The organism is Bacillus sp. FSL W7-1346, from assembly GCF_038593335.1.
Taxonomy (GTDB): Bacteria; Bacillota; Bacilli; order Bacillales; family Bacillaceae; genus Bacillus; species Bacillus altitudinis.
Genome location: NZ_CP151988.1, coordinates 611490 through 631984 on the forward strand (window position 1 = coordinate 611490; position 20495 = coordinate 631984).

24 protein-coding genes are annotated in these 20495 nt (G+C 40.7%); 13 read left to right on the forward strand and 11 right to left on the reverse strand.

Translation table 11 applies throughout. From position 1 onward, the window contains the following. Nucleotides 1-8 precede the first annotated feature (8 nt). Together rimI and tsaD are read left to right on the forward strand one after the other, a co-directional pair. Nucleotides 9-437, forward strand: coding sequence for a ribosomal protein S18-alanine N-acetyltransferase (gene rimI, locus NST09_RS03045; protein ID WP_008344382.1), 429 nt, complete (start codon nt 9-11; stop codon nt 435-437). After that, nucleotides 430-1458 carry a tRNA (adenosine(37)-N6)-threonylcarbamoyltransferase complex transferase subunit TsaD gene (gene tsaD / locus NST09_RS03050; RefSeq protein WP_017359857.1) on the forward strand — a complete coding sequence of 343 codons (1029 nt, stop codon included), beginning with the start codon at nt 430-432 and terminating at the stop codon, nt 1456-1458. The genes rimI and tsaD overlap by 8 nt, the downstream gene beginning before the upstream one ends. Before the next feature lie 268 nt (nt 1459-1726). Here the strand turns inward: tsaD and NST09_RS03055 are convergent, their stop codons facing one another. Next, nucleotides 1727-3649 (reverse strand): ABC-F family ATP-binding cassette domain-containing protein, encoded by a 1923-nt coding sequence (locus NST09_RS03055; RefSeq protein ID WP_057078387.1) that lies wholly within the window; start codon nt 3647-3649, stop codon nt 1727-1729. Nucleotides 3650-3787: 138 nt separating this feature from the next. On the opposite strand from NST09_RS03055, the gene moaC reads away from it, so the two are divergent. From moaC to tatC, 4 genes are read left to right on the forward strand one after another with little or no spacing between them, the layout of a single operon-like run. Continuing rightward, a complete protein-coding gene (gene moaC / locus NST09_RS03060) occupies nt 3788-4279 on the forward strand; it encodes a cyclic pyranopterin monophosphate synthase MoaC (protein ID WP_026050052.1) in 492 nt (163 codons plus the stop codon). Nucleotides 4280-4294: 15 nt separating this feature from the next. Then, complete coding sequence (locus NST09_RS03065; RefSeq protein WP_008355687.1) at nt 4295-4948, forward strand: redox-sensing transcriptional repressor Rex; 654 nt, start codon at nt 4295-4297, stop codon at nt 4946-4948. Between the two features lie 27 nt (nt 4949-4975). Continuing rightward, entirely contained in the window at nt 4976-5155 is a 180-nt protein-coding gene (locus NST09_RS03070; protein WP_008344374.1) for a twin-arginine translocase TatA/TatE family subunit, read from the forward strand. A 6-nt stretch (nt 5156-5161) separates the two neighbouring features. Then, nucleotides 5162-5926, forward strand: a complete 765-nt coding sequence (tatC, locus tag NST09_RS03075) for a twin-arginine translocase subunit TatC (protein ID WP_090756407.1) — start codon at nt 5162-5164, stop codon at nt 5924-5926. 39 nt (nt 5927-5965) lie between these two features. On the opposite strand, the gene NST09_RS03080 is transcribed toward tatC, so the two are convergent. The 3 genes from NST09_RS03080 to NST09_RS03090 are packed head-to-tail and all read right to left on the reverse strand — an operon-like array spanning nt 5966 to nt 7575. Continuing rightward, nucleotides 5966-6592: an NUDIX domain-containing protein gene (locus NST09_RS03080; RefSeq protein ID WP_341041459.1), complete on the reverse strand. Its 627-nt coding sequence runs from the start codon at nt 6590-6592 to the stop codon at nt 5966-5968. Nucleotides 6593-6649: 57 nt separating this feature from the next. Beyond that, complete coding sequence (locus tag NST09_RS03085; protein ID WP_017366710.1) at nt 6650-6844, reverse strand: YdiK family protein; 195 nt, start codon at nt 6842-6844, stop codon at nt 6650-6652. Beyond that, nucleotides 6841-7575, reverse strand: a complete 735-nt coding sequence (locus NST09_RS03090) for a CPBP family intramembrane glutamic endopeptidase (RefSeq protein WP_144667728.1) — start codon at nt 7573-7575, stop codon at nt 6841-6843. Before NST09_RS03090 ends, NST09_RS03085 begins: the two co-directional genes overlap by 4 nt. A gap of 229 nt (nt 7576-7804) precedes the next feature. On the opposite strand from NST09_RS03090, the gene groES reads away from it, so the two are divergent. From groES to NST09_RS03110, 4 genes are all read left to right on the forward strand, one after another. Next, a complete protein-coding gene (gene groES / locus NST09_RS03095) occupies nt 7805-8089 on the forward strand; it encodes a co-chaperone GroES (protein ID WP_046342814.1) in 285 nt (94 codons plus the stop codon). A 56-nt stretch (nt 8090-8145) separates the two neighbouring features. Further along, nucleotides 8146-9780 (forward strand): chaperonin GroEL, encoded by a 1635-nt coding sequence (groL, locus tag NST09_RS03100; protein ID WP_007496015.1) that lies wholly within the window; start codon nt 8146-8148, stop codon nt 9778-9780. A 374-nt stretch (nt 9781-10154) separates the two neighbouring features. Beyond that, complete coding sequence (locus NST09_RS03105; protein ID WP_008344363.1) at nt 10155-10607, forward strand: MarR family transcriptional regulator; 453 nt, start codon at nt 10155-10157, stop codon at nt 10605-10607. Between the two features lie 22 nt (nt 10608-10629). Next, nucleotides 10630-11241, forward strand: coding sequence for an FMN-binding negative transcriptional regulator (locus NST09_RS03110; protein WP_156061100.1), 612 nt, complete (start codon nt 10630-10632; stop codon nt 11239-11241). A 35-nt stretch (nt 11242-11276) separates the two neighbouring features. Here NST09_RS03110 and NST09_RS03115 read toward each other — a convergent pair whose 3' ends face one another. Next, complete coding sequence (locus NST09_RS03115; protein WP_017359853.1) at nt 11277-12155, reverse strand: D-alanyl-D-alanine carboxypeptidase family protein; 879 nt, start codon at nt 12153-12155, stop codon at nt 11277-11279. Between the two features lie 205 nt (nt 12156-12360). On the opposite strand from NST09_RS03115, the gene NST09_RS03120 reads away from it, so the two are divergent. After that, nucleotides 12361-12786 (forward strand): hypothetical protein, encoded by a 426-nt coding sequence (locus tag NST09_RS03120; protein ID WP_342493334.1) that lies wholly within the window; start codon nt 12361-12363, stop codon nt 12784-12786. A gap of 45 nt (nt 12787-12831) precedes the next feature. On the opposite strand, the gene NST09_RS03125 is transcribed toward NST09_RS03120, so the two are convergent. The 3 genes from NST09_RS03125 to NST09_RS03135 all read right to left on the reverse strand — a co-directional run bounded on the left by NST09_RS03125 (nt 12832) and on the right by NST09_RS03135 (nt 14784). Continuing rightward, entirely contained in the window at nt 12832-13182 is a 351-nt protein-coding gene (locus tag NST09_RS03125; RefSeq protein WP_008344359.1) for a DUF4064 domain-containing protein, read from the reverse strand. A gap of 138 nt (nt 13183-13320) precedes the next feature. Next, nucleotides 13321-13788: a hypothetical protein gene (locus tag NST09_RS03130; RefSeq protein ID WP_017366718.1), complete on the reverse strand. Its 468-nt coding sequence runs from the start codon at nt 13786-13788 to the stop codon at nt 13321-13323. A gap of 321 nt (nt 13789-14109) precedes the next feature. Beyond that, the gene (locus tag NST09_RS03135; RefSeq protein ID WP_342493335.1) at nt 14110-14784 is read right to left on the reverse strand and encodes a hypothetical protein; all 675 of its coding nucleotides are present in this window, start codon (nt 14782-14784) and stop codon (nt 14110-14112) included. Between the two features lie 209 nt (nt 14785-14993). On the opposite strand from NST09_RS03135, the gene NST09_RS03140 reads away from it, so the two are divergent. Both NST09_RS03140 and NST09_RS03145 read left to right on the forward strand, forming a co-directional pair. Beyond that, on the forward strand, nt 14994-15362 hold the full coding sequence (locus NST09_RS03140) for an RlpA-like double-psi beta-barrel domain-containing protein (protein ID WP_003213878.1): 369 nt from the start codon (nt 14994-14996) through the stop codon (nt 15360-15362). A 73-nt stretch (nt 15363-15435) separates the two neighbouring features. Then, nucleotides 15436-16485: a hypothetical protein gene (locus tag NST09_RS03145; RefSeq protein WP_046342824.1), complete on the forward strand. Its 1050-nt coding sequence runs from the start codon at nt 15436-15438 to the stop codon at nt 16483-16485. A gap of 214 nt (nt 16486-16699) precedes the next feature. Here the strand turns inward: NST09_RS03145 and NST09_RS03150 are convergent, their stop codons facing one another. The 3 genes from NST09_RS03150 to gabP all read right to left on the reverse strand — a co-directional run bounded on the left by NST09_RS03150 (nt 16700) and on the right by gabP (nt 20357). Further along, the gene (locus NST09_RS03150) at nt 16700-17074 is read right to left on the reverse strand and encodes a carboxymuconolactone decarboxylase family protein (RefSeq protein WP_007496965.1); all 375 of its coding nucleotides are present in this window, start codon (nt 17072-17074) and stop codon (nt 16700-16702) included. Between the two features lie 267 nt (nt 17075-17341). Next, nucleotides 17342-18871: a multicopper oxidase gene (locus tag NST09_RS03155; RefSeq protein ID WP_025206837.1), complete on the reverse strand. Its 1530-nt coding sequence runs from the start codon at nt 18869-18871 to the stop codon at nt 17342-17344. A 97-nt stretch (nt 18872-18968) separates the two neighbouring features. Continuing rightward, nucleotides 18969-20357, reverse strand: coding sequence for a GABA permease (gene gabP, locus NST09_RS03160; RefSeq protein ID WP_017359846.1), 1389 nt, complete (start codon nt 20355-20357; stop codon nt 18969-18971). Nucleotides 20358-20495 lie beyond the last annotated feature (138 nt).

The window sequence follows — 20495 nt, forward strand, 5'->3', positions numbered from 1 at the left end:
TGAGAAGAATGACAGTAGAGGACATCCCAGAGGTATATACGATTGAAGTGCATTCGTTTACAGCGCCTTGGAAGAAAGAGTCGTTTGTCTATGAAATTCTCCATAACCAATACAGCCATTATTTCCTCATTGAAGAAGATGGTCAGCCTGTTGGATATTGCGGCGTTTGGATTGTCATGGATGATGCACAAATTACGAATATTGCGATTCTCCCTGAGCACCGGGGAAAAGGATACGGGGAAGCGCTGCTTCGATATGTCATGGAATTTTGCAAAGAAAAAAAGACAGATCATCTTTCACTAGAAGTGCGGGTATCAAATACGCCAGCACAATCCCTTTATGAAAAGCTAGGTTTTAAACCAGCTTCTATTCGAAAGAATTATTATACGGATAACGGGGAAGATGCATTAGTCATGTGGGTGAAGATAAATGAGTGAAAAAAAAGATCGATTCATATTAGGTATAGAAACAAGCTGTGACGAAACAGCTGCGTCCATTGTGAAAAATGGGAAAGAGATCGTAGCGAATGTTGTCGCCTCACAAATAGAAAGCCATAAACGATTTGGCGGCGTGGTACCAGAAATCGCTTCAAGGCATCATGTGGAACAAATGACGATCGTATTAGAAGAAGTCATGACGCAGGCCAATATGACCTTTCAGGATTTAGACGCCATTGCTGTGACAGAAGGTCCAGGCTTAGTTGGTGCACTTTTAATAGGTGTTAATGCAGCCAAAGCACTGAGTTTCGCACATCAAATTCCGCTTGTAGGTGTTCATCATATTGCTGGACACATTTATGCGAACCAGCTCGTTGGTGAACTGGTGTTTCCTTGTTTAGCTCTAGTCGTCTCTGGTGGGCATACTGAGCTTGTTTTGATGAAAGAGCATGGGTCTTTTGAGGTCATTGGTGAAACGTTGGATGATGCGGCTGGAGAAGCGTATGACAAAGTAGCTCGGACAATGGGTCTGCCATATCCAGGGGGACCTCACATTGATCGATTGGCACATGAAGGGGAGCCAACGATTAAGCTTCCTCGAGCATGGCTTGAAGAAGGGTCCTATCATTTTAGCTTCAGCGGTTTAAAATCAGCGGTCATCAACACACTACACAATGCGTCTCAAAAGGGTGAAACCATTGCGCCAGAGGATTTGGCTGCAAGTTTCCAAGAAAGCGTGATTGAGGTGTTAGTCGGAAAGACATTAAAAGCGGCTGAAGCGTATGGTGTGAAACAAGTCGTTCTAGCTGGCGGGGTTGCTGCCAATAAAGGTCTTAGAGAAGCCCTTACTTCAGCATTTGCGAAGTTGCCTGAAGTGAATGTCATGATTCCGCCATTGTCTCTTTGTACAGACAATGCAGCCATGATTGCTGCTGCGGGAACCATTGCATTTGAAAAGGGAATAAGAGGCGACATGGCAATGAACGGTCAACCTGGACTGCCGCTTGTCTCCTATGAATAAGAACTCCTGTGGATATACAGGAGTTTTTTCTATTAAAATGAAAGCGATTTATTCACATGTAAACGTTATATATCCACAATTGTTAGAAAATTCGTTTTAAAATGAAGAGAATGTGTATAAATGTGATCTTTTATGTGGATATGTGATTAAAATACTGTGGATAAAGTGGATAACTTTAAAATATTTAAGAATAATCAAGATGTTATTGTGGGTATCATTGTGGATAAAGATTCTCGCCTTAAAAAAAGAGCACCCGTTAGGGCACTCTTTATGCATCTGATAGATCTTCCCATTCCGCAAAAAGTGATTCCATCTCTTGATTGAGCGCATCATTTTCTGTTTGAATGGCTTGTACTTTCTCGTGATCTTGGAAAATAGCAGGATCACATAGAAGCTCTTCGTTTTCACCGAGCTTGTCTTCTATGACAGCAATACGCTCTTCAATTTCTTCAATTCGGCGCTGCTTTTGTCTTTCTTTCTTTTTAAGTTCTTTCTCTTCTGCATAGGAAAGTTTTGCTGTTTCTACTGGTTTTTCTGCTTGTTTTTTATGCGTCTCCTGAGTTTGAAGTGCTTCAAGCTCTAATTGTTCGTTTTTCTTTTCAAGATAATAGTCGTAGTCACCGAGGTATTCTTTTGTTTCATTTGGTGAAAGCTCAAGTACTTTTGTTGCCAAGCGATTGATAAAGTAACGGTCATGCGAAACAAACAAGATGGTGCCTGGATAATCAATCAGAGCATTCTCTAAAATTTCCTTACTGTCTAAATCAAGATGGTTCGTCGGTTCATCAAGAATCAGGAAATTGGCTTTTTGGAGCATCAGCTTTGCCAGCGCAAGTCGTGCTTTTTCTCCACCGCTTAATGCATGTACAGGCTTTAAGACGTCATCACCTGAAAAAAGGAAGTTTCCTAAACAAGTCCGAATGTCTTTTTCAGTCATATGGGGATAATCATCCCAAAGTTCATTTAACACTTTCTTGGAGGATGTCAGCTTGGCTTGTTCCTGATCATAGTAGCCAATCGTCACATGAGAACCAAAGCTGATCTCGCCTTTTACTGGTTTTAACGTATCCGTTAAGGTTTTTAAAAGAGTTGATTTCCCGATACCGTTAGGGCCGATGAGTGCCACGCTATCTTCACGTTTAATATGAAAAGATAGGGAGGAGAGGAGCGGCGTTTTTTCATCGTAACTAATATCGAGATCATGCACCTTCAGCACGTCATTTCCGCTTTGCCTCATAATATCGAAATGGAAGTTTGCGGATTTTTCATCTCCTAACGGCTTATCTAAACGATCCATTCGTTCCAGCTGTTTCCGCCTGCTTTGAGCACGCTTTGTGGTGGAGGCTCTTGCTAAGTTGCGATCCACGAAATCTTGAAGCTTCGAAATTTCTTCTTGTTGTTTTTCATACAGCTTCATATCACGCTCTAGCTGCTCAGCTTTTTGGTCAAGATACTTACTATAGTTCCCTGCGAACTTTTTCATCGCTGTTCTTGACACTTCATATACATGGTTCACGACTTTGTCTAAGAAGTATCGGTCATGGGAAACGATGAGGATGGCTCCTGTATAATTTTGCAAATACTGCTCAAGCCATGATAAGGTATCAATATCTAGATGGTTGGTTGGCTCATCCAAAATCAAGAGTTCTGGTTTCATTAATAATAGCTTTCCAAGCGCTAGACGTGTTTTCTGACCGCCGCTTAAGGATTGGACGGTTGTATGGTCTTCAAAATGACTAAAGCCGAGTCCGTGTAAAATGGAGCGGACATCCGCTTCATATTGGTAGCCGCCTTGATCTTTAAATGCTTGCTGCAGTCTGTCATAGGTTTTCATTAGAGAATCTAATTCTGTTCCTGTGGAAGAAGCCATTTTCTCTTCTATGGTTCTCATCTCTTGTTCCATTTCTTTTAAATGATCGAAAACCGATAGTAGTTCGTCTTTTAGCGTACGTGTAGACGTCACATCTGTATGCTGTGCTAGATATCCAATGGATAGGTCTTTCGGTTTGATGATCTCACCTTGTTCGTAAGACATTTGACCGGCAATGATTTTTAAAAGCGTGGATTTTCCTGCACCGTTACGACCGACAATGGCAATACGATCCCTCGCTTTGACTTCCAATTTTATATTCGTTAAAACGGTATCAGCGCCAAACGATTTGGACAGCTGATTCACTTGTAGAATCATCATGTAACTTCACCTCTGCTATAATATGTTAAGTGTAGCTTATCAGCAGTAAACCGGCAAATCTTACATACGGCTGCGATGGTCAAATGAAAGACAGATAGGAAAAAATAGTGTATGATTTGAGTGAGGGAGCGTTGAAAGATGAGTCAATTTAGCCACTTTAACGAACAAGGAAGAGCAAAGATGGTCGACATTAGTGACAAATCGTCTACAGTGAGAACTGCCGTTGCTGTTTCAAGCGTTCGTATGATAAAAGAAGTATTTCATCAAATACAAAAGCATGACATTGGAAAAGGGGATGTACTATCTGTCGCACAGGTAGCTGGCATTATGGCAGCAAAGCAAACGTCCAGCATCATTCCAATGTGTCATCCGCTTGCATTAAAAGGTGTCGATATCTCCTTTGATTGGGAGGAAGACGGAAATGCGTACATTCTGAACATACAAGTACAGGTGAAAACAAAAGGAAGTACGGGTGTGGAGATGGAAGCGCTCACTTCTGCCTCAGTATGTGCACTGACCGTTTATGACATGTGCAAAGCAATAGACAAAGGGATGATCATCGGCCCGACCTATCTAGTAGAAAAAACAGGCGGGAAAAACGGTGATTTTCACAGAGCATCTGATATTTAAGTTGGAGGATCTTATATGAATATAGACCAGTCAAAAATTCCACAAGCGACAGCCAAACGTTTGCCGCTTTACTACCGTTTTTTAAAAAATCTGCATGCATCAGGAAAACAAAGGGTGTCATCGGCAGAGCTTAGTGATGCAGTCAAAGTGGATTCTGCCACCATTCGCCGAGATTTTTCTTACTTTGGTGCACTTGGGAAGAAAGGGTATGGCTATAACGTCGATTACCTCTTGACCTTCTTTAGAAAGACCCTTGACCAAGATGAAATGACGAATGTTATGCTCATCGGTGTCGGGAACTTAGGGACTGCTTTTTTACATTATAATTTCATTAAAAATAATAATACAAAAATTTCAATGGCTTTTGACGTCAATGAGAGTAAAATAGGAAGTGAGATAGGCGGCGTGCCTGTCTATGATTTGGATAAGCTTGAAGAGCATGTGCAAGAGGTAGGAGATATTCCTGTTGCGATTTTGACAGTGCCTGCCGTAGCAGCTCAATCCATTACAGATCGTTTGATTGCCCTTGGCATCAAAGGAATCCTTAACTTTACGCCGGCTCGATTGAATGTGCCGGAACACATTCGAATTCATCATATAGATTTGGCGGTTGAACTTCAGTCTCTTGTGTATTTCTTAAAGCATTACTCTGTTACACAGGAGGACTGACGAAAAGGGGTAAAGGGGGTGGAGCAAATGGGTCCGATCGGTCCTGGAAGTTTGGTTCTGATTGCGGTTGTTGCGCTCATTATTTTTGGGCCGAAAAAGCTTCCTGAATTAGGAAGAGCAGCAGGAGATACATTACGTGAATTCAAAAATGCCACAAAAGGTTTAGCTGATGATCAGGAAGAAAAAAAGAAAAAAGAAGATCAGTAGAATAGGATGAGCTTCATGAATGTCAAAGATATGCCGCTTATGGAGCATATTGTGGAACTGCGAAAACGTTTAGTGATCATTGCGATGTTTTTTGTCACCTTTATGGTGGCAGGTTTTTTTCTCGCTAAGCCGGTCATTGTGTATTTACAAAATACCGATGAAGCGGCCACACTGACATTGAACGCATTTAAGCTCACAGATCCACTGTACGTGTTTATGCAGTTCGCTTTTGTCATTGCTCTTGTTTTGACGTGTCCCGTGATTTTATATCAGCTTTGGGCGTTTGTGAGTCCTGGCTTATATGAAAAAGAAAGAAAGGTGACACTTGCTTATATTCCGATTGCACTGCTTTTATTTTTGAGCGGTGTGGCTTTCTCTTATTTTATTTTGTTTCCGTTTGTCGTCGACTTTATGATGCGGATGTCAAATGATTTACATGTGGAGCAAGTGATTGGGATTCATGAGTATTTTACATTTCTGATGCAGTTAACACTTCCATTTGGCTTTTTGTTTCAGATGCCTGTCGTTTTGATGTTTCTCACTAGACTTGGCATCATTACACCGATGTTTTTATCGAAAATACGGAAGTATGCCTATTTTGTCCTCCTTGTCATTGCCGCACTTATTACACCGCCAGAGCTCGTTTCTCACCTCATGGTTACCTTGCCAATGCTCGTTTTGTATGAAGTGAGTATTGTCATTTCAAGAGTGACCTATCGCAAAATGCAGCAAACAGAGACAGAGGAGAAAGAAAATGATGTTGTCTCATAAAAAAGCATCGTGATCCAAATAGGGATCACGATGCTTTTTCTATTGCGAAAGAAATTGATTGATTGCTTGAAAGAGATGCTCATAATAGGCAGGTTCATGCGGGACAAAATCATGTACACGGACCTCTCTCTTTTCCTCACGTCGCTTGCCGTCTGCATCCACTTCAAAGCCCTCGATTTTCATTTTTTTGCATTCTCTACTTAAAAGCTGCTGTGCATCCATCAGCCTTGCTCTATAAAGTCCAGCAACTTCTTCTTTCTGTAGATGGACATCCATGTGCTCTTTTTGATCCATATAAAGATACACATGGCAAAACTCACGATCGGTAAACGATGGCAGATGGATTTCATCTTTAATGACACCAGCAAAGGTAAGGTTCTCAAACGAGATGGAGAGACCAAGCTCTTCTTCGACTTCTCTGATGCCATCAGAAGGCTGTTCATCTGCGAGAAGGTGGCCTGCTGCTGTGATATCAAATAGAGAAGGGAAATCCTTTTTGGAGGGACTCCTCAGCTGAAAATAGAGAAACACTGTGTCATCTTCCTTTTTTAAAAGCCAGAAATGAAAGGTTTCATGCCAAAGGCCCTCAGCATGGATATCAGATCGAGCGGCTGTACCAATCGTTTCATGCTGATTGTTCATGATGTTCAGTTTTTCGTGTTCCATCAAAACATGACCTCCATAAAAAAACCATTTTCCAAACGGCGGAAAATGGTTTCTGCTTTATTTTTGCTGTTGTTTTTTCATTTTGACAGAAAAAGCAAACATTTTTAACGCGATATTAATATTATAGGCCGCAAACACCATCAGCAAAATGCTGTAAAATGACCACATGTCACCTGGATTTTGAATGGCCATATAGGTGAACGCCACACCTACGGCAAAATAAATAATGCCCCATACGACAGGGTTTCTCATGAGAAAAAGCCTCCAATAATCATTTGCATTGTTTGAGATTGTTCTTCAATCATTTTTCTTACTGGCTCAATCTGCACAAGGATAACGAGCGAATTCATCAGCATATGAGCACCGATTGGCACAATGATTCGTTTTGTTTTCGCATATAAAAAGGCAAATGTAAAGCCCATTGCGGTATAGAGCAAGATATGTGGGAAATCATTGTGTACAGCAGCAAAAACCACTGAACTGACAAGTGCGCCAATGAAAAAATTCGTTTTTTCATAAACGACACCAAAAATGATTTTTCGAAAAATGATTTCTTCTAATATCGGTCCAATCAGAGCGATGACGATGACAAGCCATGGAACTGCATCCATAATGGCTAAAATGTTTTGAGTATTTTCGGATTCTCGGCTAATGCCAAATGCATATTGTTCAATCGCCCCCGCAATGGATTGTGCAAAGAGGGAAAGAAAGAAACCGCCAATGATCCAAGCGATTGCCACGCCGACTGATGCCGGTGCTTCATTTCGAAGTGATGTTTTTGGCACAGTCCGAAGGATGAGCAGAATAATGATTAGTCCAATACAGAAGCTGATGATTGTCCATGTTCCTGACAATTTGGAGAGCTCTGCTTGTGTCATCGGTGTCTGAATGTAACCTAACCACTTCATGATGAACACATACGGAAACGCAGAAACCTGCACCAATATATACGTTAAGATGATGTACCAATATTGTTTTTTCAAGTAACGAAAACCCCTTTACTAAAAGAACTAGATTTATTGTAACACAAGTCTTCTTTTTCGTTGAAAAGGAAAGAATCGGTGATAAAAAAAGATCATGAAAGCGTAAAAATTTTTAAAGGTTTTTACTTGAAATTACAGAAGACATTCTTTATTATAATAAATGTGTTAGCACTCGTTGATGATGAGTGCTAAAAAAGACTACATATAAAAATTGAGGAGGTTGTTTCTTATGTTAAAGCCATTAGGCGATCGCGTAATCATTGAACTCGTTGAATCTGAGGAAAAAACCGCTAGCGGTATTGTCTTACCGGATTCTGCAAAAGAAAAACCGCAAGAAGGTAAAATTGTTGCAGCAGGTTCAGGTCGTGTACTTGAAAGTGGTGAGCGCGTTGCGTTAGAAGTAAACACAGGCGACCGCATTATCTTCTCAAAATATGCAGGCACTGAAGTGAAATATGAAGGAAAAGAATATTTAATCCTTCGTGAAGCCGACATTTTAGCTGTTATTGGTTAATCACATAAACAAAGATTGAGATATATTTCTAAAAAGACTGAGGAGGTTTCGTTATTATGGCAAAAGATATTAAGTTCAGTGAAGAAGCACGTCGTGCGATGTTACGTGGTGTAGATGCACTTGCAGATGCTGTAAAAGTAACTTTAGGACCTAAAGGACGTAACGTGGTTCTTGAGAAAAAATTCGGTTCTCCACTTATCACAAATGATGGTGTAACGATTGCAAAAGAAATCGAATTAGAAGATGCATTTGAAAACATGGGTGCAAAACTTGTGGCAGAAGTTGCAAGCAAAACAAACGATGTAGCTGGTGACGGTACTACGACTGCAACGGTTCTAGCTCAAGCGATGATCCGTGAAGGTCTTAAAAACGTAACAGCTGGTGCAAACCCTGTTGGTGTTCGTAAAGGAATCGAAGAAGCAGTGAAAGTAGCACTTGAAGGCTTGCATGAGATTTCTAAACCAATCGAAGGAAAAGAATCAATTGCTCAAGTTGCGTCTATTTCTGCAGCAGATGAAGAAGTCGGCAGCCTCATTGCGGAAGCGATGGAGCGTGTAGGAAACGACGGCGTCATCACAATTGAAGAATCTAAAGGTTTCACAACTGAGCTTGAAGTGGTTGAAGGAATGCAGTTTGACCGTGGATACGCTTCACCATACATGGTAACTGATTCTGATAAGATGGAAGCGGTTCTTGAAAATCCTTACATCTTAATCACTGATAAAAAGATCACAAACATTCAAGAAATCCTTCCTGTACTTGAGCAAGTCGTACAACAAGGAAAACCATTATTGATCATTGCTGAAGATGTAGAAGGCGAAGCACTTGCAACACTTGTTGTGAACAAACTTCGTGGAACATTCAACGCAGTGGCAGTAAAAGCACCTGGATTCGGTGACCGTCGTAAAGCAATGCTTGAAGACATCTCTGTTCTAACTGGCGGAGAATTAATCACAGAAGACCTAGGACTTGACCTGAAATCAACTGAAATTGGTCAGCTTGGCCGTGCGTCTAAAGTGGTTGTTACAAAAGAAAACACAACGATCGTAGAAGGCTCAGGAGATTCTGCTCAAATCGCAGCACGCGTGAACCAAATCCGTGCGCAAGTAGAAGAAACAACTTCTGAATTCGATAAAGAAAAATTACAAGAACGTCTTGCAAAATTAGCTGGCGGCGTTGCTGTCATCAAAGTTGGTGCTGCAACTGAAACAGAACTAAAAGAACGTAAACTACGCATCGAGGATGCACTGAACTCAACTCGTGCAGCAGTTGAAGAAGGTATCGTATCCGGTGGTGGTACAGCACTTGTGAATGTATACAACAAAGTCGCTTCCATCGAAGCTGATGGTGACGTTCAAACAGGTGTGAACATCGTTCTACGTTCTCTTGAAGAGCCAATTCGTCAAATCGCTCACAACGCAGGTCTTGAAGGATCAGTCATCGTTGAGCGCTTGAAAAACGAAGAAATTGGCGTAGGCTTCAACGCAGCAACAAACGAATGGGTAAACATGATCGAAAAAGGAATCGTTGACCCAACAAAAGTAACTCGCTCTGCACTTCAAAACGCAGCTTCTGTAGCAGCTATGCTTCTTACAACTGAAGCAGTCGTAGCTGACAAACCAGAAGAAGGCGGCTCAGGCGGCGGAATGCCGGATATGGGCGGAATGGGCGGAATGGGCGGCATGATGTAACACCCCCGAAAACCCCTTGAAATATAGGGGTTTTTGTTTTGTCTATTTTTTGGTTAAGAGTGTTAAATGAATTGAAACTTTCACCGCTTTACATCCGTTAACTAAAGAGACAGTGATTTTTTTGGTTTTATCTAACATAAAGAGATGAGATGATTTTAAAAGAAAAGCGGTGATCATATGGGCTTTACGACTTGGGTGGCGATTATTGTTGCACTGGCTGTCGTGTTTGGATTGTTTGGATCGAAGAGGCGTGATAAATAAGAGGTTGAACCCACTTCCAGAGAGGAAGTGGGCTTTTTATTGCATATACAATATTCATGAGCTATACTAATTTTTAAAATTTATGTAAATACAATAAAAAAGAGGCGTGATAAATGAGAGAAATTTTGCGGGAGATTGGCGTGATTGCTCGCGCGCTTGATTCCATTAGTAATATTGAATTTAAAGAATATGATTTAACGAAGGGGCAGTATTTGTATCTTGTGCGTATTTGTGAGGAGCCTGGCATCATTCAGGAAAAACTAGCGGAGATGATCAAGGTAGACCGAACAACGGCGGCCCGGGCTATTCAAAAATTAGAGCTGCATGGTTTTATTGAGAAAAAAGATGACACAGTGAATAGGAAAATCAAGAAGCTGTTTCCAACTGAGAAAGGAAAAGCCGTCTATCCAATGATCAAACGAGAACATGATCATTCAAATCGGGTAGCGCTGGATGGATTTTCTGAAGAGGAAGCGGAACAGATTTATGAGTATCTTCTAAGGGTGCGAAAGAATATCGAAAAAGATTGGGAAGATGTGAAAAAAGGCAAAAAGAGAAGCTACTAATTAAATAAGGGGGGAAGGGTCCATGCATATACCATCATTTTTTCAAGTGAAAGATATGGAGAAAATCAAATCATTTATTCAATCACATTCATTTGCTACAGTTGTGACGACAACGAATGAAAAGCCCATTGCGACACATATTCCAGTGAGTTTTCATCAAATTGGCGATTCGTATGTGATCTCAGGGCATATGGCGATTGGAAATCCTCAGTGGAAAACGTTTGAAGAGAACGAGAAGGTGCTCGTCATTTTTCAAGGGCCGCATGCCTACATATCCTCTTCATGGTATGAGAAAGAAGCCGTACCGACGTGGAATTATCAAGCTGTACATGTATATGGAAAGGCTTCACTGCTTGAAAAATTAGAACTGGTCAAGGAATTAACAGCGATGCTGGAGACATATGAAAGTCATAGAGATCAGCCAGTGCTGTGGGATACATTGTCTGAGGAACTGCTAGAGAAACAAATGAAAGGGATTGTGGGCTTCAAAATCATCATTGATGAAGTTCAAGCTGCTTTTAAGTTAAGTCAAAATCGCCATGAAAGAGATTATGCTCGCATTATTGAACAGCTGGAAGCAGAGGGTGAAGTGGAAATGGCGGCTGCGATGAAAAAGAGAGAAGAGAATATATGAAAAAAGCACTCTGAAGAAAAAGAGTGCTTTTGTTGTTATCCTTTTATGTTCAAATATTCTTCGATGGTTTTGCCGCTCTTTTTCACTTTTTTCGCATTTTTTGATCCGAGGTATCTGAGGTGCCATGGTTCATATTGATAGCCTGTCACTTTTTCTTTACCTTTCGGATAGCGGATGATAAAGCCAAATTCATGGGCGTGTTTGGCCAGCCATTTCGCTTCTTTCGTATTGGCAAAAGAATCTTCAGCCCAATGTTTTGAATTGGCACCGCCGATATCAAAAGCAAGGCCGGTTTGATGTTCGGAATAGCCTGGTCTTGCGCTAAATCGATCTGCTTGTTTTTTGCCATGAGAGGCGACGTAATTATTGTACAAGACACGCTGGCGGTCGTATGAACGGAAGGTGCTAAAAGCGGTGAGTCGGATGTTTGCTTTTTTGGCTTTCGCGATCATAGCGTTTACTGCTTTTCTCGCTTGTTTGTTTTCTCCGGGATTGTATGAAGACGGGAGTCTATGTTTCTTATTCACAACCAATATCCCTTTTACATACATACCTGGCGTTTTAGTGGAAGGAGCAGCATATGAAGCTGGTGAGCTTTTGCCTGCTTTTTTGATATATTGAGAGCTGACGTAACCCGTTTTTCCTTTATACTTTGTTTGAATCCATGAACCATTCTTTTTAAGATAAGGAATCCTTTTCCCTTTTGGAATGGTCAATATCACTGAATATTTTGTTCTAGGTCCCTTGCGAAGATGAACATTCGCTGTTGTCACGTATTTCGGTGTAGCTGCTTTTGCGACTGGTGTCGCATAAGTCATGTGTAAAAAGGGCAGCTGGATAGGAAAGATTCCAAGCCCAAGTACGAGAACCACACTGACAATAATTCCTTTGATCCACGGGTGTTTCATCTTCATTTCTCTCATCCCTTTCAATCTACTAACATACATATATTGAGATAGATTGAAATAAAGTGCAATGGTTTTTTTATGCCAATTGAGATTGAATCATATCATTAGGTTCTTTTTTTGTTTAAAATTACATAAAAAAATCCACTATTTCCATAAAAAATCAGTTGAATTCCTTATAATAAAAGTATCTGAGAACGGGGAGTGAGTCGAGATGGACCAAAACGTGCTGCAAATGGATCAAGACAGATCAGAGAATGAATTCGCGATTCTTAATATATCTTCTAAAGAGATTGGTGCTCTATCAAAGGGAGCAGCGGAGCAGATTTTACAAACGGGAGAAACGGACCGTATTCATCAGCTGATGTACGTTCCGATTGAAAAGAAAGAAGATTTGAATTGGCTGATCCAATGTGTTGGGGAGGCGCTAAAGAATGAAGTTGGTGATGACGTTGCACTAGAAGTAGCAGATTTGCTCTATTTCTTTGTCATTCCGTATTATGGGAAGTATATGTTGAAAGATCGTCATTTGTATGAGGATATCGATCATTTGCTGGTACGATTAGCATCTAGAGCTCACTCGGATATTGACACACTGATTGATATCATAAGAGAAGATTTAAATGAAAATATACAATAAAAGAAGCTTGTAGAGCGACCCTCTACAAGCTTTTTTATATCAACTTTATTCAGCTGGAACTGTTTTGACAGGCTCTTTTCTAAACACACCCATGCATCCTGCGATGAGGATTAATACAGCTGGAAGGATAAAGAACATAGAAATAGAAATAATACCACCAACAGCAGATACTAATAATAAAATCCCGCCAAGCTTTGCTTTTTTCTTCACGATAACAGATGCCACAATCGCAAGAATAGAGAAAAGCATTGCTGCCCAGCCTAATCCTGTGATTTGACTCGTACCTGATTCACTAAATGCGGCATCGAGTCCTCCAAAGGCAATGGCAAACATTGCACCAAAAAACCCAAAAATTCCTCCAATTAAGCCTAAAACAAATTCCGTTGTTCTTTTCATGATACTTTCCTCCGATATGTAAATAAGAATTATTGGTACTTAAGAACCAACACAATCTTACTCATCGGCATTCTTTTCACAATGTTAATAGTTTTGTTAAAAAAAACAAGAAAATCCATAAAGGATTTTCTTGTCCAATTACTGGGCTCTCTCCCAGGTAATCTTTGTTTCATTTGTTGTTTTCTTTCCTTTTGCCAGTACTTTTCCGTTTTCCTGTTTCACGGTAATGTTTAGGTCATAAAAGGAGTAGAGGGCGCCGAGGCTGTCATTTTCCGGTTTATGCAGGTTGTTTTCCTTTTCAGTGGATGCACCAATAGCTAGTGTTTTGGCAAAGTTCAAACCAATGACTTCAGCGTAATCACTATTGGTCTCAGATGAAGCCGTCACGTTTAAGGAAATGACTTTTTTCTTTTGATCAACGGTGATCGCTGTGTCTTTTACGAGCTTAGACTGCTCCATAACCTCTTTCGTTTCATTTTGAATGCGTTCATTAATCGTTGGAAGTGCCGTAGATTCTGTTTTTTCTTCTTTTGCCGTATTTGAGCATGCTGCTAGGATAGAGAAGGTTGCAACAAGACTCATGAAAACAAGTAGACTTTTTCTCACGTTCTTTCTCCTTTGTTCTTCAAAGTATGTATGCTTATGTTACCACGAATTGATGTTTTGATTAAAAGAGAAGTGTTGATAAGCTGTGAACAATCAAAAGCACCCAAAGTTGGGTGCTCCAGCGTGTAGACAAACCCTCGCATTCGGTGTCAGGCCTGCGCGCCGGTGCTCACGAATGTCAAATTCGCTCCGCGCCGGTGCTCGCCCTTCCTAGACTGCAAAGGTTTTCTTGCACGCTGAAAAGAAGACAAAGAGCTAAAATAAAATCATTTTAGCTCTTTGTCAGCAATGTTGAAGCACCCAAAGTTGGGTGCTCGTGTTTTATTGTGCTGAAAGGGTTGTACTAAGTGGGATAGACGAAATGACCGTGAATTTTGGAGCCGGAGCACCAGATTCTAGATTTTTGCGTAAAAGAGATGATTTGACGGTGCCGTCCCATTTTTTGTAGACACTTCCAGATGTATTTGCACGGAGCTGTACATTAGAGAAACTTGCTTGCGAGTAGCTGTTTGTTCCATTATCCTGTACGCCGTGTACCATTTTGACGACATCGAGGTCTTTCAGACGGCTAGGGTTGTAAACAGGCTGCTTATAGCGCAGTTTCCCGTTGACGTATAGTGACACTGTGCCATCACCATTGTTGATGAGCTTTAAGTTGACACGTGCACCATCTTTAATACTTGAATCGTATTCACTGTTCCAATATTGACTGCCGCCTTGGGAGCCGGTGCCCAGGAATACCTTATAGCCAGAAGCTGTTTTTGAAATCCCGCTTTCAACAACGGCAGAACCGAGACCAAGATACCAGTCAGCATAGCCATTTTTAATAGTGGCTGTTTTTGGCAGCACAATATCAGCCGAGATACCTGACCATTTGGCTTCATCCGTTTGTGTCACGATGGCGCCGTGACGAGGACCAGCCGCAGAGGCGGGAATACTTGAAAGCATCAAAACGAAGGTCAAACTTACACTCAAAACGATGAACCACTTTTTCATGGAAATTCCTCCTTATCTTTGATTCATTTCTATTATATAAAACGAAAGGGGAGGTCTACTTACGATGTTCTGGCTGTTTTTGGTGAAATTTATGAACAAAATCGGTCATTAAGTGGTCAACTTGTATTCGAATTGTAATGTGACTGTAAAATAACTGGGTGCATCTTCATGTATAATAGGGTCAGAAACCAAATACGGAGGATTTTTTAATGAATAAAAAGCTTATCGCGACAATCGTAACAGTAGCTAGTTTATTTTTAGCGTTTAGTTTCTCACATGGAGCAAGTGCAAAAAAAGTAAGCGGCAATATTACATGGTATAATGGTGTCGGTAAAAAAGGCGCAGATGGAAAAAAACTCGGTCATTGGGATGCAGCAACGAAAATGGGATTTGACGTACCGAAAAAAGGTACAAAACTAAGAGTGACAACAAAAGCGAAACCACATAAAGTGATTACAGTATATAAATATGATGTAGGTAGAATGCCAAACGCAGTATTAGACGTAAGTCCGAAAGCATTCAAAGCACTTGGGTATAAAACAAGTAAAGGTGTCGTCAAAGGGCATTACACTTATTAATACATAGGCATGCAAAGAAGCGGGAAAAGTTCATTTTCTGGCTTCTTTTCTTGTGGAGAGGGTCTGAAAATCAATGAAAAAATCAACATGGTGGATCGTCACAGTGATTGGAGTCGCAGCAATTGCGGCCGTCATCTTCTTCATGATGAAGCCGGGGCAAGAGGCAAAACATGCAGGAAAAGTGAAAACAAATCAAGATGCAAAAGACGAATTGCTTGTTTCATTTACGGATCAAAAGTTAAACAATACTTATTACTTGCATGACAAGGCGCTTCATACAGAGAAACTGACAGCATATCCTTCAATTGCTTATGATCAGGCAAAACAGCTTTTATACTACACGTATACAGATGAAGACACACAAAAAGTAAGTATACGGGAATTGAATGTGAAAACGGATAAAGAAAAAACGCTCTTTACGAGTGACGATTCAATCGACAGTATGAGACTTTCTGGTGACGGAAAACAGTTATATTTAAGGTATAACAAGGATTCAGGTGAGCAATTTTATGTAGCGTCTTTTGATTTGAAAACACAGAAAGTGAAAGTGTTATATCCAGAAAAAAGTGATGATGATACGGTGAGTTCTTTTGCTTATGATCCAGCATCAAATCTGTTGGCCATTCAGCATTATTCGTTAAAAGAGGATTATAAAAAGACGGATGAGGCAAATGAAAAAGGAATGGATCCTGAACCAACGACCATGAAGATTACCCTACAAACAGGTGAGAAGGGAAAGCGAATTGCACGTATTTCTCAAACCATCAATGATATTTCTTTTTCACCAGATCATAAAAAACTCATTTATACAGAAGTGAAGGTTCGAAATGAAAAAGAAGTATCATCTATTAAGGTGATGGATGTAGATACAGGAAAAACGAAGACACTTGTTAAAAACAGTCAGGATGTACGTATTTTAAGTGCTGCCCAGCCGCAATTTTCTGCGGATGGTACATCTGTTTATTTCTTAGGTGTTGCAAAGAACGCAAAGGAATTAAAGGATGACACAGGACGAAAGGCGAAGGTCAGAACCATTTTTGAATATGATATTAAGAAGAAAACAGTAGAAACCGCTTGGGAGAAAGAAGGCGGGATTGTTAACAATTTCACTGTCAATCGGTAAAAGGTGCGCGTTCAGTTATTTCATATAACTGGACGTTTTTTTATTTTGTCATGGGATGTGTTGGTGAAAAATGCGGATTTGTGAAATCAACATCACTTTTTAAGCAAGGAAATGAGTGGTATTTTGATATTTTGCTACTGTGACAGAATCAGCGTAAGAGAGTAAAGTAAGTGGAAATAAAAAAACGAGAGGACAGAAGACTTCTCGTTTTCTCTTATTTATTGTTTTCATCTAGTAAGTTTTGAAAAATAAACAAGGCATTAATGGAATGAGGGAATCCCGCAACCTTTGTACAGTGCTTAATGATCTCCATAATCTCTATAACAGAGAGCCCGATATGTAATGCTTGTACAAAATGAGCTTTTAACTCTTCATCACAATCACCTTTTGCAATGAGAGCCGATAATGTGCTGATGGCCTTCTGTTTTTCATCTAATATGAAGTGATTGAATTCTTTTTGTTCACCGAGTTCAATTGTTAGTTGTTCAATGTTTGATCGAATGCTCTCGTTTTCATGAATTGAAAGCTTCTCCCTGTTACCTGCCACTGTTTCTTGCTTGACCTGGCAAGTCTCTTTTTCTTCATTCAAATTGAACTCCTCCGTTTTTTATGACGATTTTCTATTTGTTTGTGCATGGTTTCTTAAGTGCCTTTTGATAGAGGTAATGGGTATATAGTAGTATTATCGGTTTACTTCGTCAACTTTTTAAGTGTGTAATGTTCAAAAAAATGCCATTCATGCGATACATTGTTCGTTTTTTCTCATGGAGATTGAAAAGAAAATAGAGGGCTAATATATAGAAGCTGTTAGCCCTTTTCATATTACGCAATTAAGAGAGAGGAGGTTTCATATTTACTAAATGATATCCATCGGCCGCATCATATCATAATCCTCGTGTTCTAATATGTGACAATGCCACACATATCGTCCGCTATATGGGACAAACCGAGCGATGATGCGAATGACTTCACCGGCATGCGCCTGAATTGTATCCTTGTATCCTTGTTCATGCAAAGGAGGCGCTTCATTTGGTCCCGTGTACACGATTTCACCTGTTGATTGATAGATGTCTGTATCGAATGGTCTTCTATCAATCACCCGAAATTGAACAAGATGTAAATGAATAGGGTGTGTGCCCCTTGTTGGGTTAACGATGTTCCATACCTCTACACTGCCAAGTCGAGGATTTTCCGTAACAGGATCATTCCAAAACTGGTTATCTAGTAATAAAATAGGGCGCCCATATTTATCTTGTGTGCCAGTAAGGGTCAGCGTTCGCTCGTTATCAGCTCGGCTCGGCCGGAGTGGTGGAAGTGGTTTGAAGATCGGACGTAATGTTTTAGCTGCTCTTCCTTTGAGCGGTCGAGTGACTTTAAATTGCATAATGTTCGCATCTGTTTCTGGATTGACTTCCTGACCGCAGCCTGCCGTATTTTTTAAAACAATCGTTTGGTTTTCGTAAGCTGAGAAGTCGATGATGACATCAAAACGTTCAGCAGGTGCAATGCTAAAAGATTGGTGATGAACAGGTCTTGGCAAAAAGCCGCCATCAGATCCAATTTGTAAGATTGTGGCGTCATTATCTAGATGAAGCTCGTAAGTTCTTGTATTGGATGCGTTTAAGATACGAAAACGATATTTTCGCGGCTCTACTTCTAAATACGGCCATACTTTTCCATTGACTAAAATCGTTTCCCCGCAAAAAAATGGCACGATAGAGGGATCTGGAAGGTCACTATCTTCTGGTGTGTTATTTGGTCTACTTGGGTAAAACAGTGCGCCATCCTCCTGAAACGTCCGGTCCATGATCATTAAAGGGATATCATATTCATCTTTCGGTAATTCGAGCGATTTTTCAAATGCATCTGAGATCAAATAAAAGCCAGCTAATCCGGCGTATACATTTAATCGTGTTAATGCCATGGCATGATCGTGATACCACAATGTGCATGCTTGCTGGTGATTAGGGTATTCGTAAACCTCACGTTCAAAGAAGGGGCCGGTTGCTTCAAAGTCTCGCGAAAACCAAGCCTCTGGATAACCATCGCTGCTTGCAGGTGTCACGCCCCCATGCAGGTGAACGACTGTTTTGACTTCGGGTTCATCATGGTGTCCAGCGTGAATGGTATGATCGACAGGCAGGAAGTGTTTCAGCGGCAATTTGTTCATCCATTTCACTTTGACCTTTTCATTTCGATTCGCTTTAATGGTTGGACCAGGCAAACTGCCATTATAGGTCCATAACTTGGTTGGGGGCAGATCTCTATGAACTTTTAGGAACACCTCCTCCATAGCGATTTCATAATACGTTTGTCTTGGGTTTTTTTTGACGGGCTCTGCGACTTCTGGAATTGGCAGCTCGTCAACAAACTTTTCTAGGTTCATGTTGACTAATCCTCACTTAAAATCAATTTGATACATTATAAGTGCGGACATCCAAATAGGTGAATAAAATAAAAAAACCCGCTTTTCAGCGGGAGAATTAAGGGTGTTTATTTTCAAGCGCTGCACTTGCAGGCACTTTTTTGTTCGGTTTAAAGATGAAGTAGGCGGCTAGTACACTGATGGTAATGATGCTTGTCAGTATGAGCTGAGGTCTCATTGATTCGATAAACAGCATAGAGGCCAAGATGGCGCAGATGACCAAAATGGTAAAGTACGTAAGGTATGGGAACAGCCACATTTTGATTTTGAGTTGTTCTGGATTTTCTTTTTCGATTTTACGACGCATTCTTAATTGTGAAACGGCAATGACCAAGTAGACAAGAAGTGCAATGGCACCAGAGGCATTGACTAGAAATAGAAAGATGGTTTCAGGGTAAAAATAGTTCATCATGACGGCAATATAGGAAAAGAAGGTACCTGCGACTGTCGCTGCTACAGGGACACCGCGTTTGCTGATTTTCATAAAACGTTTTGGTGCTTCGCCTCTTTCTGCTAATGAATAAAGCATTCTGGACGTTGTGTATAGGCCGGAGTTTAAACAAGAAAGAACGGCTGTTAAAACAATGACGTTCATGACTTGAGCGGCTGATGGGACACCGATGTATTCTAATACTGCAACGAACGGACTTGTTAAAATATTCGCTGAATTCCATGGGAGTAACGTGACAACGACAGCGATCGACCCGACGTAGAACACAATAATACGCCATACAACTGAACGGGTAGCTGTTGTCACAGATTTGACAGGGTCTGCTGATTCACCTGCGGCAATTGCCACAATCTCGGTTCCCATGAATGAAAAGATGACTACGACAATCCCGAGGAGCACAGAGCCGAATCCGTTTGGAAGGAAACCGCCATTCCCCGTTAAATTGGCAAGACCTGCAGTATGATGACCGCCAAAACCAAAGATAAATGCAAAACCAATGAGTAGGAAGAGAATAATGCTGACGACTTTAATCAATGAAAACCAATATTCAAATTCGCCAAAAGATTTAACAGAAAAGATATTTGTCAAGGTTAAGAGGATTGTGAGGATAAGACTTGTGAGCCAAACTGGTGCATCTCCATACCAATATTGAATAATGGCAGCACCGGCAATGGCTTCAATGGCGATGACGATGACCCAGAAGAACCAGTAAAGCCAGCCGATTGTAAATCCGGCCCACGGGCCGATGGCGTCGCTCGCATATTGTGAGAAAGAGCCGCTTGTCGGATAGGCACAGGCCATTTCTCCAAGCATTCTCATAATAAAGATGACCAGAAGTCCGGCAAATGAATAGGAAAGAATCGATCCAGGCCCTGCAGAATGAATGACAGCACCACTACCAACAAATAGCCCTGCCCCAATGACCCCGGCAATGGAGATCATTGAAATATGTCTTGTCTTAAGGTTTTTTTGAAGACCGTTTGTCATGTTGGACATTTCTTTACCTCCAAACATTTCTCTTTTATTCGAGAGTTTGTTTTTAGAATATTTTAAATTTTATCATACTGAATTGTCATTCAGCATTGGACAGGTTATCAAACTGACATTTCAAACCTCTTAACATGATGTTAAAAA

What these genes read in the sequence shown, in the direction of transcription:
- NST09_RS03120 (WP_342493334.1), top strand. Translation starts at nt 12,361, where the DNA reads ATGGACCAAAACGTGCTGCAAATGGATCAAGACAGATCAGAGAATGAA.
- groL (WP_007496015.1), top strand. Translation starts at nt 8,146, where the DNA reads ATGGCAAAAGATATTAAGTTCAGTGAAGAAGCACGTCGTGCGATGTTA.
- NST09_RS03135 (WP_342493335.1), bottom strand. Translation starts at nt 14,784, where the DNA reads ATGAAAAAGTGGTTCATCGTTTTGAGTGTAAGTTTGACCTTCGTTTTG.
- NST09_RS03115 (WP_017359853.1), bottom strand. Translation starts at nt 12,155, where the DNA reads ATGAAGATGAAACACCCGTGGATCAAAGGAATTATTGTCAGTGTGGTT.
- NST09_RS03065 (WP_008355687.1), top strand. Translation starts at nt 4,295, where the DNA reads ATGAATATAGACCAGTCAAAAATTCCACAAGCGACAGCCAAACGTTTG.
- NST09_RS03155 (WP_025206837.1), bottom strand. Translation starts at nt 18,871, where the DNA reads ATGAACCTAGAAAAGTTTGTTGACGAGCTGCCAATTCCAGAAGTCGCA.
- tsaD (WP_017359857.1), top strand. Translation starts at nt 430, where the DNA reads ATGAGTGAAAAAAAAGATCGATTCATATTAGGTATAGAAACAAGCTGT.
- groES (WP_046342814.1), top strand. Translation starts at nt 7,805, where the DNA reads ATGTTAAAGCCATTAGGCGATCGCGTAATCATTGAACTCGTTGAATCT.
- NST09_RS03055 (WP_057078387.1), bottom strand. Translation starts at nt 3,649, where the DNA reads ATGATGATTCTACAAGTGAATCAGCTGTCCAAATCGTTTGGCGCTGAT.
- NST09_RS03140 (WP_003213878.1), top strand. Translation starts at nt 14,994, where the DNA reads ATGAATAAAAAGCTTATCGCGACAATCGTAACAGTAGCTAGTTTATTT.
- NST09_RS03125 (WP_008344359.1), bottom strand. Translation starts at nt 13,182, where the DNA reads ATGAAAAGAACAACGGAATTTGTTTTAGGCTTAATTGGAGGAATTTTT.
- rimI (WP_008344382.1), top strand. Translation starts at nt 9, where the DNA reads ATGACAGTAGAGGACATCCCAGAGGTATATACGATTGAAGTGCATTCG.
- NST09_RS03070 (WP_008344374.1), top strand. Translation starts at nt 4,976, where the DNA reads ATGGGTCCGATCGGTCCTGGAAGTTTGGTTCTGATTGCGGTTGTTGCG.
- NST09_RS03085 (WP_017366710.1), bottom strand. Translation starts at nt 6,844, where the DNA reads ATGAGAAACCCTGTCGTATGGGGCATTATTTATTTTGCCGTAGGTGTG.
- NST09_RS03105 (WP_008344363.1), top strand. Translation starts at nt 10,155, where the DNA reads ATGAGAGAAATTTTGCGGGAGATTGGCGTGATTGCTCGCGCGCTTGAT.
- gabP (WP_017359846.1), bottom strand. Translation starts at nt 20,357, where the DNA reads ATGTCCAACATGACAAACGGTCTTCAAAAAAACCTTAAGACAAGACAT.
- NST09_RS03080 (WP_341041459.1), bottom strand. Translation starts at nt 6,592, where the DNA reads ATGGAACACGAAAAACTGAACATCATGAACAATCAGCATGAAACGATT.
- NST09_RS03110 (WP_156061100.1), top strand. Translation starts at nt 10,630, where the DNA reads ATGCATATACCATCATTTTTTCAAGTGAAAGATATGGAGAAAATCAAA.
- NST09_RS03145 (WP_046342824.1), top strand. Translation starts at nt 15,436, where the DNA reads ATGAAAAAATCAACATGGTGGATCGTCACAGTGATTGGAGTCGCAGCA.
- tatC (WP_090756407.1), top strand. Translation starts at nt 5,162, where the DNA reads ATGAGCTTCATGAATGTCAAAGATATGCCGCTTATGGAGCATATTGTG.
- moaC (WP_026050052.1), top strand. Translation starts at nt 3,788, where the DNA reads ATGAGTCAATTTAGCCACTTTAACGAACAAGGAAGAGCAAAGATGGTC.